Origin of the sequence: Parabacteroides bouchesdurhonensis (assembly GCF_900186615.1) — a bacterium.
Lineage (GTDB): Bacteria > Bacteroidota > Bacteroidia > Bacteroidales > Tannerellaceae > Parabacteroides > Parabacteroides bouchesdurhonensis.
The window spans coordinates 1,944,161-1,959,423 of the sequence record NZ_LT896588.1; the positions used below are offsets into that span (position 1 = coordinate 1,944,161).

22 protein-coding genes are annotated in these 15,263 nt (G+C 42.1%); 18 read left to right on the forward strand and 4 right to left on the reverse strand.

Annotated features, from left to right (window positions below; translation table 11 throughout):
* Positions 1-11: 11 nt before the first annotated feature.
* From rpsH to eno, 16 genes are all read left to right on the forward strand, one after another.
* Positions 12-407 (forward strand): 30S ribosomal protein S8, encoded by a 396-nt coding sequence (gene rpsH / locus C1721_RS08310; protein WP_102409342.1) that lies wholly within the window; start codon positions 12-14, stop codon positions 405-407.
* Between the two features lie 15 nt (positions 408-422).
* On the forward strand, positions 423-974 hold the full coding sequence (gene rplF, locus C1721_RS08315; protein ID WP_102407940.1) for a 50S ribosomal protein L6: 552 nt from the start codon (positions 423-425) through the stop codon (positions 972-974).
* Positions 975-995: 21 nt separating this feature from the next.
* On the forward strand, positions 996-1,340 hold the full coding sequence (rplR, locus tag C1721_RS08320) for a 50S ribosomal protein L18 (protein WP_102407941.1): 345 nt from the start codon (positions 996-998) through the stop codon (positions 1,338-1,340).
* Positions 1,341-1,345: 5 nt separating this feature from the next.
* Positions 1,346-1,864 (forward strand): 30S ribosomal protein S5, encoded by a 519-nt coding sequence (gene rpsE, locus C1721_RS08325; protein WP_102409344.1) that lies wholly within the window; start codon positions 1,346-1,348, stop codon positions 1,862-1,864.
* Between the two features lie 19 nt (positions 1,865-1,883).
* Positions 1,884-2,060 carry a 50S ribosomal protein L30 gene (gene rpmD, locus C1721_RS08330; RefSeq protein ID WP_102407942.1) on the forward strand — a complete coding sequence of 59 codons (177 nt, stop codon included), beginning with the start codon at positions 1,884-1,886 and terminating at the stop codon, positions 2,058-2,060.
* Positions 2,061-2,089: 29 nt separating this feature from the next.
* The gene (rplO, locus tag C1721_RS08335; protein WP_102407943.1) at positions 2,090-2,536 is read left to right on the forward strand and encodes a 50S ribosomal protein L15; all 447 of its coding nucleotides are present in this window, start codon (positions 2,090-2,092) and stop codon (positions 2,534-2,536) included.
* A 3-nt stretch (positions 2,537-2,539) separates the two neighbouring features.
* Positions 2,540-3,880, forward strand: coding sequence for a preprotein translocase subunit SecY (gene secY, locus C1721_RS08340; RefSeq protein ID WP_102407944.1), 1,341 nt, complete (start codon positions 2,540-2,542; stop codon positions 3,878-3,880).
* Positions 3,881-3,885: 5 nt separating this feature from the next.
* The gene (gene map, locus C1721_RS08345; RefSeq protein WP_102407945.1) at positions 3,886-4,671 is read left to right on the forward strand and encodes a type I methionyl aminopeptidase; all 786 of its coding nucleotides are present in this window, start codon (positions 3,886-3,888) and stop codon (positions 4,669-4,671) included.
* Positions 4,672-4,682: 11 nt separating this feature from the next.
* Positions 4,683-4,901, forward strand: coding sequence for a translation initiation factor IF-1 (infA, locus tag C1721_RS08350; protein WP_005634776.1), 219 nt, complete (start codon positions 4,683-4,685; stop codon positions 4,899-4,901).
* 12 nt (positions 4,902-4,913) lie between these two features.
* On the forward strand, positions 4,914-5,030 hold the full coding sequence (gene ykgO, locus C1721_RS08355) for a type B 50S ribosomal protein L36 (RefSeq protein ID WP_005645768.1): 117 nt from the start codon (positions 4,914-4,916) through the stop codon (positions 5,028-5,030).
* A 36-nt stretch (positions 5,031-5,066) separates the two neighbouring features.
* Entirely contained in the window at positions 5,067-5,447 is a 381-nt protein-coding gene (rpsM, locus tag C1721_RS08360; RefSeq protein ID WP_102407946.1) for a 30S ribosomal protein S13, read from the forward strand.
* Between the two features lie 11 nt (positions 5,448-5,458).
* The gene (gene rpsK, locus C1721_RS08365) at positions 5,459-5,848 is read left to right on the forward strand and encodes a 30S ribosomal protein S11 (RefSeq protein WP_102407947.1); all 390 of its coding nucleotides are present in this window, start codon (positions 5,459-5,461) and stop codon (positions 5,846-5,848) included.
* A 124-nt stretch (positions 5,849-5,972) separates the two neighbouring features.
* Positions 5,973-6,578, forward strand: a complete 606-nt coding sequence (gene rpsD, locus C1721_RS08370; protein ID WP_102407948.1) for a 30S ribosomal protein S4 — start codon at positions 5,973-5,975, stop codon at positions 6,576-6,578.
* Between the two features lie 11 nt (positions 6,579-6,589).
* Positions 6,590-7,582, forward strand: a complete 993-nt coding sequence (locus C1721_RS08375) for a DNA-directed RNA polymerase subunit alpha (RefSeq protein WP_102407949.1) — start codon at positions 6,590-6,592, stop codon at positions 7,580-7,582.
* An 8-nt stretch (positions 7,583-7,590) separates the two neighbouring features.
* Positions 7,591-8,100, forward strand: coding sequence for a 50S ribosomal protein L17 (gene rplQ, locus C1721_RS08380; protein WP_102407950.1), 510 nt, complete (start codon positions 7,591-7,593; stop codon positions 8,098-8,100).
* Positions 8,101-8,325: 225 nt separating this feature from the next.
* Positions 8,326-9,621 carry a phosphopyruvate hydratase gene (gene eno, locus C1721_RS08385; RefSeq protein WP_102407951.1) on the forward strand — a complete coding sequence of 432 codons (1,296 nt, stop codon included), beginning with the start codon at positions 8,326-8,328 and terminating at the stop codon, positions 9,619-9,621.
* 97 nt (positions 9,622-9,718) lie between these two features.
* Here the strand turns inward: eno and C1721_RS08390 are convergent, their stop codons facing one another.
* The gene (locus C1721_RS08390; RefSeq protein WP_102407952.1) at positions 9,719-10,078 is read right to left on the reverse strand and encodes a DUF4907 domain-containing protein; all 360 of its coding nucleotides are present in this window, start codon (positions 10,076-10,078) and stop codon (positions 9,719-9,721) included.
* Positions 10,053-11,054 (reverse strand): Kelch repeat-containing protein, encoded by a 1,002-nt coding sequence (locus C1721_RS08395; protein ID WP_102407953.1) that lies wholly within the window; start codon positions 11,052-11,054, stop codon positions 10,053-10,055. Before C1721_RS08395 ends, C1721_RS08390 begins: the two co-directional genes overlap by 26 nt.
* A gap of 233 nt (positions 11,055-11,287) precedes the next feature.
* Here C1721_RS08395 and C1721_RS08400 point away from each other — a divergent pair, with 233 nt between their 5' ends.
* Positions 11,288-12,604, forward strand: coding sequence for a DUF4270 family protein (locus C1721_RS08400; RefSeq protein WP_102407954.1), 1,317 nt, complete (start codon positions 11,288-11,290; stop codon positions 12,602-12,604).
* A complete protein-coding gene (locus C1721_RS08405; RefSeq protein ID WP_102407955.1) occupies positions 12,591-13,526 on the forward strand; it encodes a PorV/PorQ family protein in 936 nt (311 codons plus the stop codon). The genes C1721_RS08400 and C1721_RS08405 overlap by 14 nt, the downstream gene beginning before the upstream one ends.
* Here the strand turns inward: C1721_RS08405 and C1721_RS08410 are convergent.
* Positions 13,486-14,127, reverse strand: a complete 642-nt coding sequence (locus C1721_RS08410) for a LytR/AlgR family response regulator transcription factor (protein ID WP_102407956.1) — start codon at positions 14,125-14,127, stop codon at positions 13,486-13,488. The two genes, C1721_RS08405 and C1721_RS08410, sit on opposite strands and share 41 nt — an antisense overlap.
* Positions 14,124-15,227, reverse strand: coding sequence for a sensor histidine kinase (locus C1721_RS08415; protein WP_102407957.1), 1,104 nt, complete (start codon positions 15,225-15,227; stop codon positions 14,124-14,126). Before C1721_RS08415 ends, C1721_RS08410 begins: the two co-directional genes overlap by 4 nt.
* Between the last annotated feature and the right edge of the window lie 36 nt (positions 15,228-15,263).

A 15,263-nucleotide genomic window follows, 5' to 3' on the forward strand; every position in this document is an offset into this window, starting at 1 on the left:
TTATATATAATATGACAGATCCTATTGCAGATTATTTGACGAGATTGCGTAATGCAATTAAAGCGAAGCACAGAGTTGTTGAAGTGCCGGCGTCAAATTTAAAGAAAGAGATCACAAAGATTCTTTTCGACAAAGGCTACATTCTTAATTTTAAGTTTGTAGAAGATGGTCCTCAAGGCACAATTAAGATAGCCTTGAAGTATGACTTGGTAAACAAAGTGAATGCAATCAAGAAGCTTGAGAGAGTTTCTTCTCCAGGTTTGCGTAAGTACACTGGTTACAAAGACATGCCGAGAGTATTGAATGGTTTAGGTATTGCTGTTCTTTCTACTTCTAAGGGTGTGATGACAGACAAAGAAGCCCGCGATCTTAAGATCGGTGGTGAAGTATTATGTTATGTTTATTAATTAGGAGGAAGAAGAATGTCAAGAATAGGAAAATTACCAATTCATGTACCGGCCGGTGTTACAGTTACAATTAAGGATAATGTAGTAACAGTTAAAGGTCCTAAAGGTGAACTTGTTCAGGAAGTAAATCCTGATATTAATGTTACTTTGGAAGACGGAGTTCTTCATTTAACTAGACCGTCAGATGATAGAAATCATCGTGCATTACACGGTTTGTATCGTTCTTTGATTAATAACATGGTTATTGGGGTTTCTGAAGGATACAAAAAAGAACTGGAACTAGTAGGTGTTGGTTATCGTGTTACAAATACAGGTCAGTTACTTGATCTTTCTTTGGGTTATACACATAATATTTATATGTTATTACCGAAAGAAGTAAAGGTTGAAACAAAGTCTGAGAGAAATAAGAATCCTCTTATTATCCTTGAATCAGCTGACAAACAATTGATAGGTCAGATTTGTGCTAAGATTCGTTCATTCCGTATGCCGGAACCTTATAAAGGTAAAGGTATTAAGTTTGTGGGTGAAGAAATTCGCAGAAAGTCTGGTAAGTCAGCAGGTAAGTAATCTACGTAAACTGAAATTATCATGACAACGAAGGAAGAAAGAAGACAAAAAATAAAGAAAGGGGTACGTGGCAAGATTTCAGGTACAACTGAACGTCCACGCCTGACTGTGTTTAGAAGCAATAAGCAAATCTATGCACAGGTGATAGATGATATTACAGGCAAAACAATTGCAGCTGCTTCATCTTTAAAGATGGATGTGAAGGCTCCGAAAAGAGAAATCGCAGCAAAAGTAGGTGAGATGATTGCAAAGAGTGCACAGGAAGCTGGCATTCAAACAGTCGTTTTTGATCGTAATGGTTACCTGTATCACGGAAGAATTAAAGAATTAGCAGATGCTGCACGTAACGGCGGCCTTAAATTTTAATGAAGATGGCAGGAGTTAATAATAGAGTTAAATCGACCAACGACTTAGAGTTGAAGGACAGATTGGTTGCAATCAACCGCGTAACTAAAGTTACCAAAGGTGGACGTACTTTTAGTTTTGCTGCTATTGTTGTAGTAGGAAATGAAGATGGTATTGTTGGCTGGGGTTTAGGTAAAGCAGGTGAAGTGACGACAGCTATCGCTAAAGGTGTTGAAGCTGCTAAAAAGAACTTGATCAAGGTACCGGTTCATAAAGGTACTATCCCTCATGAACAATTGGCAAAATTTGGTGGTGCTCAGGTTTTGATTAAACCTGCATCTCATGGTACTGGTGTGAAAGCTGGTGGTGCTATGCGTGCTGTATTGGAAAGTGTTGGTGTTACTGACGTTTTGGCAAAGTCTAAAGGTTCTTCAAATCCTCATAATTTAGTAAAAGCAACAATCGCTGCTTTGAGTGAGTTAAGAAGTCCGTTTATGGTTGCTCAGAACAGAGGTGTTTCGGTAGAAAAAGTTTTTAGAGGTTAATTAGGGAGGATAATGGATTATGGCAACTATTAAAGTTAAGCAAGTAAAAAGTAGAATTAAATGCCCTAAAGACCAAAAGAGAACTCTTGATGCACTAGGTCTGACAAAGATGAATCGCGTAGTGGAACATGAAGCTACTCCGGCTATTCTGGGTATGGTTGAGAAAGTGAAACACTTGGTTTCAGTAGAAAAATAATAATTGATTGAAAAAATAAATTATACGATATGAATTTGTCAAATTTAAAACCTGCTGAAGGATCTACCAAGACTAGAAAAAGAATCGGCCGTGGTCCTGGTTCTGGATTAGGAGGAACTTCAACAAGAGGTCATAAAGGTGCGAAGTCAAGATCTGGTTATAAAAATAAGATCGGTTTTGAAGGAGGTCAGATGCCTATTCAAAGACGTTTGCCTAAATTTGGATTCAAGAATATTAATCGAGTAGAATATAAGGCTATTAATATTTCAACATTACAACAAATGGCTGAATCTCAGCAATTGACAAAGATTGGTGTTGAAGAATTAATTAATGCTGGTTTTATTTCTGCTTCTCAATTGGTTAAGATTCTGGGTAATGGTAATCTTACTGCAAAATTGGATGTTGAAGCACATGCTTTTTCTAAGAGTGCGGAAGCTGCAATTCAGGCAGTAGGTGGAACTGTTGTTAAACTCTAAGCTATGAGAGCAGTCGAAACAATAAAGAATATCTGGAAAATTGAGGATCTGAGAAATCGGATCCTCACCACTCTTTTACTGGTGGCCATATACCGTTTCGGAACGTATGTGGTGCTTCCGGGTATTGATCCAAAAGCGTTAACTGCTTTGCAAGAGCAGACGAAAGGCGGATTACTTGCACTGTTGGATATGTTTTCTGGTGGTGCATTCTCTAACGCGTCTATTTTTGCATTGGGAATTATGCCGTATATTTCTGCATCAATCGTTATGCAGTTGTTAGCCATAGCAGTTCCTTCTTTCCAAAAATTACAGAGAGAAGGTGAAAGTGGCCGTAGAAAAATTAATCAATGGACTCGCTATTTAACTGTTGCGATTCTTTTGTTCCAAGGTCCTACCTATTTAGTGAACTTAAGTGTACAGTTAAAGGCAGCTGGAGCTGCTTTGCCGGCGGGTATCTGGTTTACAATTTCTTCTACCGTAATTTTGGCTGCCGGAAGTATGTTTATCTTATGGCTAGGTGAAAGAATCACGGATAAAGGTGTAGGTAATGGTATTTCATTCATTATCTTAGTTGGTATTATAGCTCGTCTGCCACATTCATTGTTCCAGGAATTTATTTCAAGAACAAGTGAAAAAACTGGTGGTTTGGTTATGTTCTTATTTGAAATGTTGTTCCTTTTACTCGTTATTGCAGGTGCTATTTTATTAGTACAAGGTACTCGTAAAGTTCCTGTACAGTATGCAAAAAGAATAATTGGAAATAAACAATACGGTGGTGCAAGACAGTATATTCCATTAAAAGTTAATGCTGCAAATGTAATGCCTATCATTTTTGCTCAGGCAATCATGTTTATCCCTATTTCAATTGTAGGTTTTTCTCATACAGGCGAACGTAGTGGTTTTTGGGCTGCTTTTATGGATAATTCAGGGTTCTGGTACAACTTTGTATTTGCGGTATTGATTATATTGTTTACATATTTCTATACAGCTATTACAATTAATCCGACTCAGATGTCTGATGATCTAAAGAGAAATAATGGATTTATTCCTGGTGTCAAGCCTGGAAAACATACCAAGGATTATTTGGATACCATTATGGACCGTATAACTTTGCCAGGGGCATTTTTCTTAGCCTTAGTTGCTATTATGCCTGCTTTTGCAAGAATTGCCGGTGTAAGTATGGCGTTCTCCCAATTCTTTGGAGGAACTTCTCTGTTGATTCTGGTTGGTGTAGTGTTGGATACATTACAACAAGTTGAAAGTCATTTGTTAATGCGTCACTATGACGGTTTGTTAAAGTCAGGAAGAATTAAAGGTCGTACAGGCTCAGTTGCCGCTTATTAACTAGGATGATCTATTTAAAAACAGATGAAGAGATTGAGTTGATGCGTGAAGCAAATCAACTGGTGGGCAAAACTTTGGGCGAATTAGCCAAACATATAGCTCCAGGTGTTTCAACGCTTCAACTTGATAAAATTGCGGAAGAATTCATTAGAGATAATGGTGCAGTCCCGGCTTTTTTGGGATACGGAGGTTTCCCTAATTCAATTTGCGCTTCTTTAAATGAGCAAGTAGTCCATGGGATACCTTCATCTAAGACCATTTTGAAAGAAGGTGATGTCATCTCTGTAGATTGCGGTACAATTCTGAATGGATTTGTTGGAGATTCTGCTTATACTTTTTGTGTAGGTGAAGTCGATCCAGCGGTAAAGAGATTATTGAAAACAACAAAAGAGTCTCTATATCTTGGAATCCAGCATGCTCTTGAAGGAAAACGTTTGGGTGATGTAAGTAATGCCGTACAAACATATTGTGAATCCAAAGGATACTCTGTAGTAAGAGAATTGGTTGGACACGGTATAGGGCATAAGATGCACGAAGAACCGGAAGTGCCTAATTATGGAAGACCGGGATGTGGCCCTTTATTACGTAGTGGAATGTGTATTTGCATTGAACCTATGATTAATATGGGAAGCAAGAACGTCGTTTTTGAAAAAGATGGCTGGACTGTACGAACAAAGGATAGAAAATGTTCTGCTCATTTTGAGCATTGTATAGCGATTCGTCCGGAAGGTCCGCAAATTTTGTCTTCATTTAAGTTTTTAGAGGAAGTACTAGGAAATAACGCAATTTAATTTGATTTTATATGGCTAAACAGTCAGCAATAGAACAAGACGGAGTTATTGTAGAAGCGTTATCAAACGCTATGTTTCGTGTGGAATTGGAGAATGGACATGAAATTACTGCTCACATATCAGGAAAGATGCGTATGCATTATATAAAAATTCTTCCTGGTGATAAAGTAAGAGTGGAAATGTCTCCATATGACTTATCGAAAGGTAGAATTGCTTTTAGATACAAATAAAAATAATAAGATATGAAAGTAAGAGCATCTTTAAAGAAGCGTACTCCTGAATGCAAAATAGTAAGAAGAAAGGGACGCTTATACGTAATTAACAAGAAAAATCCGAAGTATAAACAACGTCAAGGATAATTTATTATTTTTGCAAAATAATTATTAGTAAGTAATATGGCTATAAGAATAGTTGGTGTAGACTTGCCACAAAATAAAAGAGGAGAGATTGCCTTGACTTATATCTATGGTATTGGTCGTAGTGCGGCAAACTCAATTTTAGCAAAAGCAGGAATTGATCGTGATATTAAGGTTAAAGACTGGACGGATGACCAGGCTGCAAAAGTGCGTGAAGTAATTGGCGCTGAATACAAGGTAGAAGGTGACCTTCGTTCGGAGGTTCAGCTGAATATTAAACGTCTGATGGATATCGGATGTTACAGAGGTGTTCGTCACCGTATTGGCTTGCCTTTAAGAGGACAGAGTACAAAAAACAATGCTCGTACTCGTAAGGGTAAGAAGAAAACTGTTGCAAATAAGAAAAAAGCTACTAAATAATAAGAGTTGATATGGCAAAAAAAACAGTCGCAGCAAAGAAGAGAGTCGTAAAGGTTGACGCTTACGGTCAAGCTCATATTCATTCTTCTTTTAATAATATTATTGTGTCTCTTGCCAACAGTGAAGGGCAAGTAATTAGTTGGTCTTCTGCAGGTAAGATGGGCTTTAGAAGCTCTAAGAAGAATACTCCTTATGCTGCTCAGATGGCAGCACAAGATTGTGCTAAGGTAGCTTATGATCTTGGTTTAAGAAAAGTAAAAGTATTCGTTAAAGGACCAGGAAACGGACGTGAATCTGCTATAAGAACGATTCATGGTGCAGGTATTGAAGTGACTGAAATTGTAGATGTTACTCCGCTACCTCATAACGGTTGTCGTCCTCCTAAAAAGAGAAGAGTATAATTAAATTATAGTTTCTTGAATATTGAATTTGAAATTGTGAATAGATTGCATATTGACCTTATCCTCTCTGTAATCGCGGCTGCACGGTTTCTGATTCATACAGAACATTAAAAATAATAAGAAAATGGCAAGATATACTGGACCAAAAACAAGAATTGCCCGTAAATTCGGAGAGGCTATATTCGGTGCAGATAAAGTTCTTTCTAAAAAGAATTATCCTCCGGGACAGCATGGAAACTCAAGAAAGAGAAAAACCTCTGAGTACGGCATTCAGCTTCGTGAGAAGCAAAAAGCTAAATACACTTATGGTGTGTTAGAGAAACAATTTAGAAATTTATTTGACAAAGCTCAGCGTTCAAAAGGTATTACCGGGGAAGTGCTACTTCAATTATTGGAAGCTCGTTTGGACAATGTAGTTTATCGTTTGGGTATTGCTTCTACAAGAGCTGCTGCCCGTCAGTTAGTTTCTCATCGTCATATAACAGTAGATGGAAAGGTTGTAAATATCCCTTCTTATGCTGTGAAACCTGGTCAGGTTATAGGAGTTAGAGAAAAATCTAAATCTTTGGAAGTTATTGCTGATGCGTTGTCTGGTTTCAACCATAGCAAGTATCCTTGGATAGAATGGGATCAGTCATCTTTGAGCGGAAAATTACTGCATCTGCCTGAAAGAGCTGATATTCCTGAAAATATTAAAGAGCAGTTGATCGTAGAATTGTATTCTAAATAATAATTGATTCCATGGCGATATTAGCATTTCAAAAACCCGATAAAGTATTAATGTTGGAAGCGGACAACTTCTTCGGAAAGTTTGAATTTCGTCCGTTGGAACCCGGCTATGGTATTACCATTGGTAATGCCTTGCGCCGTATTCTCCTGTCGTCTCTTGAAGGTTTTGCTATTACATCCATAAAAATTGACGGTGTTGATCATGAATTTGCAACAATACCGGGAGTTTTGGAGGATGTGACAAACATTATCTTGAATTTGAAACAAGTGCGTTTCAAACATATAGTAGACGATATTGAGAATGAAAAAGTAAGTATTACTGTTTCGGGTTCGGAAGTGTTCAAAGCTGGTGATATAGGTAAACAACTAACAGGTTTCGAGGTATTGAATCCTGACTTAATTATTTGCCATTTAGATCCGAATGCAAGTTTTCAAATTGAATTGACGATCAATAAAGGTCGTGGTTATGTTCCGGCAGATGAAAATAGAGATCCGAATGCAGACCTTCATGTTATTGCAATTGATTCTATTTATACTCCGATCCGCAATGTAAAATATTCAATTGAGAATTTCCGCGTTGAGCAGAAGACGGACTACGAAAAGTTGGTTCTTGAAATAGCCACAGATGGTTCCATTCATCCGAAAGAAGCATTGAAAGAAGCTGCTAAGATTCTGATTCATCATTTTATGTTGTTCTCAGATGAAAAGATTGCAATCGAGACAGTAGACACTGATGGAAATGAAGAATTTGATGAAGAAGTACTTCATATGCGCCAGTTGCTTAAGAGCAAATTGGCTGATATGGATCTTTCTGTTCGTGCATTGAATTGCTTAAAAGCCGCAGATGTTGAAACATTGGGTGAATTAGTGAAGTTCAACAAAAATGATTTGTTGAAGTTCCGTAACTTCGGTAAGAAGTCGCTCACTGAACTTGATGAACTGCTTGAAAGCTTGAACCTTTCATTCGGTATGGATATCACAAAATATAAATTAGATAAAGAGTAAGTAAAGCGATGAGACATAATAAAAAAATAAATCATTTAGGTCGTACGAACACTCACCGTGACGCAATGCTTTCAAATATGGCTTCTTCTTTGATTAAGCATAAGAGAATTTTTACAACAACAGCAAAAGCAAAAGCGTTACGTAAGTTTGTTGAACCTCTTATTACAAAGTCTAAAGACGATACAACTCATTCAAGGCGTATGGTATTTAGTACTTTACAAGATAAATATGCGGTAACTGAATTGTTTAAGGAAGTTGCACAGAAGATAGGTGATCGTCCAGGTGGTTATACCAGAATTATTAAAACAGGTAACCGGTTAGGAGATAATGCTGCAATGTGTTTTATTGAATTGGTTGATTATAACGAAAACATGTTGAAAGAAAATGTAGCTAAGAAAACTTCTAAAACAAGACGTTCTCGTAAGAAGGCAACTGCTGCAACTGAAGCTGCTCCTGTGGCTGAAGCTCCTGCAACAGAAGCTCCGGAAGCAACAAGCGAAGAAAAAGCTGCTGAATAAAAAAGATTATTCTTTTAATAATATAAAAAGCCGTTTCCTATACAAGGAAATGGCTTTTTTGTTTAGAATCGGGTGCATAGTTCGTTACAATAGAATATGAATGATTGGCTGCGTTAATTGGATTATAGATAAACCCGATGGACTTTTTCAACATTATCTATTCTCCGTTTGTTATATTTGCAAAGGACATGAAAGATAAAAGAACCATTAAATATATTTGTAAATATGGAAATTGTAAAAGTAATAGGTAGAGAAATTCTTGATTCCCGTGGTAATCCAACTGTAGAAGTAGATGTACATTTAGCTTCCGGCGCATTTGGTCGTGCAGCTGTTCCCTCCGGAGCTTCTACCGGTGAGAATGAAGCAATAGAATTACGTGATGGTGATAAGAAACGTTACGGAGGCAAAGGCGTGTTGAAAGCCGTAGAAAATGTTAATAATGTCATAGCTCCTGCTATTTTGGGCATGAGTGCATTGAATCAAAGAGAAATAGATTATAAGTTACTCGAATTGGACGGTACAAAAACAAAGTCTAATCTTGGAGCAAATGCAATGTTAGGCGTTTCGTTAGCGGTAGCTAAAGCTGCAGCAAACTATCTGGACTTACCTCTTTATCGTTATATAGGAGGAACAAACGCATACGTAATGCCTGTACCAATGATGAATATTATTAATGGAGGTTCACATTCTGATGCACCTATAGCCTTTCAGGAGTTTATGATTCGCCCTGTTGGCGCTAGCAGCTTCCGTGAAGGATTGCGTATGGGCGCCGAAGTTTTCCATGCTTTGAAGAAAGTACTCCACGATCGTGGCCTAAGTACAGCTGTAGGAGATGAAGGTGGATTTGCTCCGGCTCTGGAAGGAACAGAAGATGCCTTGAATTCTATTATGGCGGCTATTAAAGCTGCAGGCTATGAACCGGGTAAGGATGTTACTATTGCCATGGACTGTGCTGCTTCTGAGTTTTATAATGATGGTATATATGACTATACAAAGTTTGAAGGAGCTAAGGGAGCAAAACGTACTGCCCAGCAACAAGTGACATATTTAGCAGAGTTAGTAGGCAAATATCCGATTGATTCGATAGAAGACGGCATGGATGAAAACGATTGGGATGGTTGGCAGATGCTGACATCTACTCTGGGGGCAAAATGCCAGCTGGTAGGTGATGATTTGTTTGTAACCAACGTTGAGTTCTTGAAGAAAGGCATTGAGAATGGCTGTGCCAATTCAATATTGATTAAAGTAAATCAAATAGGTACTTTAACAGAAACGCTGGATGCCATTGAAATGGCACATCGGAATGGCTATACATCGGTAACTTCGCATCGTTCGGGTGAAACAGAGGACGCAACAATTGCAGACATTGCAGTTGCCACAAACTCAGGGCAGATAAAGACCGGCTCGTTGAGCCGTTCGGATCGTATGGCTAAGTACAACCAGTTGCTCCGCATAGAAGAAGAATTGGGTAGTCTGGCCGTTTATGGCTACAAGACTTATAAAAAGTGCAAGAATTGCTAATACTACCGTACTCGCTACATAATCACTTCGATTATGTAAACATATACACAAAAAGCCGGCTATAGAAAAGCCGGCTTTTTTCTTAGAGTGTGCTAACCTATTCCTTTTGCTTAAAGAGATACTTTATATCATCTTTTGTAATAGAGAAGTCTTGATTGCGATTTAATCTTTCCAGCACTAATGAACCTGCAGCTTTAGCACTTGTTTCATTGGGAAAAGACATCATTGTATCAATTGAAGGGATGGTAGGTTGGTAAATCAACACTTTCCTGTTCATCCTGATTTTATACCCCCAGCCATCCTCCAATTGAAATGTTTGCAACTCCAGTTGCCGTCTGTCCGGAGACCCCATTTCTCCGGAACGATAAAATAATAAACCAATAAGTACCAGTAGCAGTAACGAACATGATGCAATCATGCTCTTCCTGTCTTTAATAATCGTCATCATCATACTCATAAGGGTGAAGTTCCCAAATGTCATCAAAACATAAAGTACTGCTCTTGCCTGATACTATAAACCCTCTTTCTCCGGAGGAAAAAGAAGCTGTTGATGTACGAGCCGTGCCTTTGAACTTAGCAACATTTTCCCACAAGTCTGTTGCAGGGCTGTATTTCCAAGTATCACTGCGGACACTTCCGCTCTCACCGCAAGCTATATAAGCTGCGCCGTCGATAACGAAAGCCACTCCGTTGGTTCGTACAATATTGTAATCGTCATCATAATCATCATCGGAAGTATCGGAAATGTCGCGTAGTTGTGTCCACAAACCGGTAGAAGGATTATACTTCCAGAAATCATTTACATAATCGCCATTATTTAATCCGCAACATACATATGCTTCATCATTAATAACAAAGCTGGTGGCGCCGGTCCGTTTACTGCCTCCGATACTTATAATCTGTTCCCAAGCGTTGGTTGAAGGGTTGAATGAATAGAAATCCTTCAGGTAATTACCATCGTAACCACAACCGATATATCCTTTTCCCGCCACTCCGAATCCTACGGCTCCATAGCGGGCCGATCCCGGAAAATCGGCTTTCTGTTCCCACGTATTACCGGCAGGATTGTATTCCCAGAAATCTTTCAGGTAGTTCTCTTTGTCGTAGCCGGTCCCCAGATAACCTTTTTCATTGACCGTAAAGGCAACCGCGGTATGGCGGGCTGTTCCGGGAAAAGAAGCCAATTGCGTCCAGCTGTCCATTTCTATGTCATAAACCCATAAGTCGGATAAGCATTTCTTGTTGTCGTATCCGCAAACCAGATACCCTTTATTGCCGATCGTAAAGGAAGAAGCGGCATACCTGGCTAACCCGTCGAAGTCGGAAACGCGATACCACTTGCCTATTAAATCGTCGTCATCATCGCTTTTGCATGATGGTAGGACTGCCAGCAGCAGAAATAGCATGACTGCCAATAATCTTTTTTGTTTCATTCTATAGTGTATTACTGTTCTTTATGGATGCAAAAGAACATGACATTTACGGGCTGCACAACAAAAATCGACAGACGGCCCTTTTCTCTCGGTAAAAGGCTATAGATAAAAGGTTAGCCATTTCACAGAATGAAGCCGCCCGTTCACCGATTATTCTTGTATCCTTTTATGAGATGTCTGTCCTTTGCCGGCAATTAAGGCAAACTGCTGCCCATTCATAAACTGAACACACTATGTATAAATCTGCATGTAGCTTCTCGCTTTTATTCTTTTGCCTGTGCCTGTCGGCTTGTTATGACAGTAATAGCACGTATGGCAGTGGACTGGTAGAGTCTTCTTTCCGGAATGTGACAATGGATTCGTGTACGGTAAACATAACATCCGTGCTGATAGACTCTTTGGAGACATCCGGCAAGGGGCTGGCTTTGATCGGACAGTACCGGCATCCGTTATGGGGAACTGTCAGGGCTTCCGGCTATGTTGCTTATGAACGCCCGGCATACGATACGGAGGCGGAGGCAACGGTTGTATTAGATTCCTGTATGCTGTCACTCTCTTATAGCGGGAATTTCGTGGGAGATACAACACTGGTGCAACAGTTCAACGTATATAAGCTGGCCGATAAGATTATCTTGAATGATAACGGGTATCTGTACAACAACTCTTCGTTTCCGTATGATGCCGCTCCACTGGGTACCTGTTCCTTTAGACCTAAACCCCGTAGTGGAGAGAAGCTGGAGATCCGTTTGCCGGACGAATTGGGGCGGAACTTACTGGACCGCTTCCATAGCCGCGACGAGGCGGTGTCGGCAGACCGCTTCCCCGATTATTTCAAGGGCATTGTCGTTATGCCGGACGAAGCGGTCAGCCAGTCATTGCAGACTTTCAGCGTCTCCGACTCCTCTGCTATCATCGTGCTGTATTACCATGTATCCGAAGAGGTGAAGAGGGAGAAGACCCTGATATTCTCGCCCAATACCGAGACTCAGTTTAACCGCATAGAACACGACCGGACAGGCACTTTGATGGACGGATACCCCTTAAAGCAGGTGGAGATTCCTTCGCAGGCATTGGACGGGAGGGGGGTGCTGTTTGGCGGAATAGGCTGGTACACCCGTTTGGAGTTTCCTCATTTGAATAATATCATGCAGCATGGCGAGCAGGTGAATATAGAGAGTGCACTCTTAAAGATCTATCCGGAGCCGGGCATTTATTCCGACTTCAACCCGTTGCCGGACAGCATCTTCTTATACATTGCCGACGAGAACAATGTGGTAACCGATGCCGTAACCGACTATCTGGGCTCGGAGGTACAAAGCGGGGTGTTGGTAAGGGACTATGCTTTCGAGAGCAACACGTATTACTACTTCGACGTAACGGATTTCATGCAGGAAGAGCTGGGCACGATAGGCATGTACAAACATAACCTGCAACTGGTATTTAGCTCCGACGACTATACGGGAACTGTGCGCAACCTTACGTTTAGCGACCAGAGCGGGCGTTCGCCCATCGTTTTACAACTAACCTATAAGATTTATGAAAGCTATTAAATACGCCGTCGGCTTTGTGCTGATGGCAACGTCCCGCTTGATGGGACAGGGAGTTATGACCTCGTCGCCCTACTCCATGTTTGGTGTGGGCGAGATTGCCTCCGGGCTGTATGGTCAGAATGTGGCGATGGGAGGGGTGGCCTACGGCATGCGCGGGGCTTCGCTTATCAACAGTGATAATCCGGCAGGGCTGACGGGCTTGGACAGCTGTTCGCTGATGGCCGAAACGTCGCTCTTTCTGAGGAGTGAGCGTGCCCAATCCGGAGGAAGTTCCAACCACGCCGTGTCGGGCAACATGTCGGCCTTCTCGCTGGCCGGGCGCATCATTCCCCGTTGGTACGTGGCGGTGGGGATAATGCCTTACAGCTTCGTGGGTTACTACTTCAAAAGCTCCCAGCCGCTGGAAGGTTCTCTCGATACCGGTTACGACAGTGAGTTTGAGGGTAGCGGCGGGCTGTCTAAAGCCTGTCTGACCCATGCTTTCAGGCTTATGCGGCATTTGTCGATGGGCGTAAACCTGAACTATGTGTTCGGGAATATGGAGCAGTCCGAAACGCAAAGCTCCATGTCCGTCACCCAGACCCTTTACGGGCGGGCTTTTCTTGCCGACTTCGGCCTGCAATATTACCGGCAGGTGGGGCGTGAGGCGGCTTTGACGCTGGGGGCTGTGTACGGCTACCGCCGGAAGATCTCTTTGGAGAACTCGATAACGATTATAAACGATGATGCCAGTACGGAGGTGAAGAAAAAGACCGTCAGGCAGTCTCTTCCACAGTTTGCCGGTGCGGGTGGCGCGCTTCAATATAAAAAGATGACCTATGCACTGGATTATACGTTCCGTCAGTACGGTTCGTTATCGTCCGGCGACAGCCGCGTAAAGTTTAACGATGCCCACGAGCTTCGGGCCGGGGCTTGCCCGTAGTGCGGTGAATCTTTACATAGTCGCCGTACCCTTCCAGAAAGAGGATCTCTTCCCTTTGCAGTCGGATGATGCGGCTGCCTTCGCGCACAAAGACAGGTTGCTCTACCTGCTCCTTGTTCAACACCTCGTGTACGTCGGCCAGCGCCTTGTCCAGCTTCTCATTCAGCGCGCCCAGCTGATGGTCTATCGGACGCAGTTTGCCGTTCGGCGTACAGTCCGCAGCTTTCTCGTTGGCCGTGTAGGGGTAAAGAAGGCGTAACTTGCTCAGCGCACGCTCCAGCGACACGGTTGTTACGGGCTTCAGCAGATAATCTATGCTGCTAACCCGGAAGGCCTGCAAGGCGTATTCGTCGTATGCGGTGGTGAATACAACAGGGGCTTCTATTTCCACCTGCTCGAAAATCTTGAACGCCGATCTGTCCGCCAGGTGGATGTCCATAAAGATGATGTCGGGATGCGGATGGCTCCCAAACCAGGCCACGCTCTCCTCGATGCTTTCCAGTTCGGCAACCACCCGTATGTCTGCTACGGAGTTGCGGGCCAATACGGCTTTCAGGCTGCTGACGGCAGCGGTTTCGTCTTCTATAATGATGGCATTCATGGCAGTGGTGCGGGCGAATTAAGTAATGGAAGGCTTACCTTGAAGTATTCCTTCCGGTTGGAAATCTGTATGTCTTTGCCGGTGAGCATGCGGTAGCGTCCCCAAAGGTTTTTGAGCCCGATGCCGCTGCCGGAGCTTTCTTCGGCTTTCGGTTGTATCTTGTTGGATATCACGATCATGTTATCGGCCGTTGTATAGATGTCTATCTGCAGGGGATATTGCTTGCTTATCACGTTGTGCTTTACGGCATTCTCTATCAGCGGGAGGATGCTGAGAATGGGCAGGTACCATAGCAGCAAGAAGGGCGTGTCCACCTGCATGGAGAAGAACAGCTTGCCTTCATATCGTACGCCGAGCAGGTAGGTGTAGGCCTTCACGAACTGGAGCTCTTCGGCCAGCGTAACCAGTTCCTTTTTGTTGCTTTGCAGGATGTAGCGGAATACGTTGGAAAGCTCGTTCAGGTAAGTAATCGTCTTCTCCTTCTCCTCGCTTTGTATCAGGGAGCTCAGCCCGTTTAGAGAGTTAAAGAAGAAATGCGGGTTGATCTGCCCCATGAGGGCGTTGTAAGAGTTCTGGAGCTTCTCGGTCTTTAGCTTCTCGTATTCCAGCATCATCTGCTGCTTGCTGTTGAGCAACCGTACCAGCAATACCGACAGCATCACGGTGAGCAATACGAAGAGGTGCTCTGTCTCCAGCGGATGGGGGAAGGGGAAGCGGTTTCTTATGTCGAATAGGTTCACCATTATCATATCATTTACCGGAGGGTATAGCTTGAATACTCCGAATGCCGTCACAACGCTGGCTACTGCAACGAGCAGCATTGTCTTATATTCCTTTTTACGGAATATCCGGTCTCCCAGCTTGTATAATTGGTCGTTTACAATGAACAGCAGGAATGCGTATATGAAAAACCAGATGAGGGAGAAGTACAGGAAGTCGTTATTCTGTGGTGGAACAGGCATGGGAAAGTTGTCAGGCATATTGATGGCTTTAGCGTTATCGTTGTAATTCCGCATCAGCATGGAAAAGTTTACAAACAGGGTGATGAGTACGGATACTGTAAACCCTATGAGCAAATCGTTCTTTTTGGGGAGGTGCATAATCTGTTCGTTTATGCAGCCAAAGGTAGATAAAGT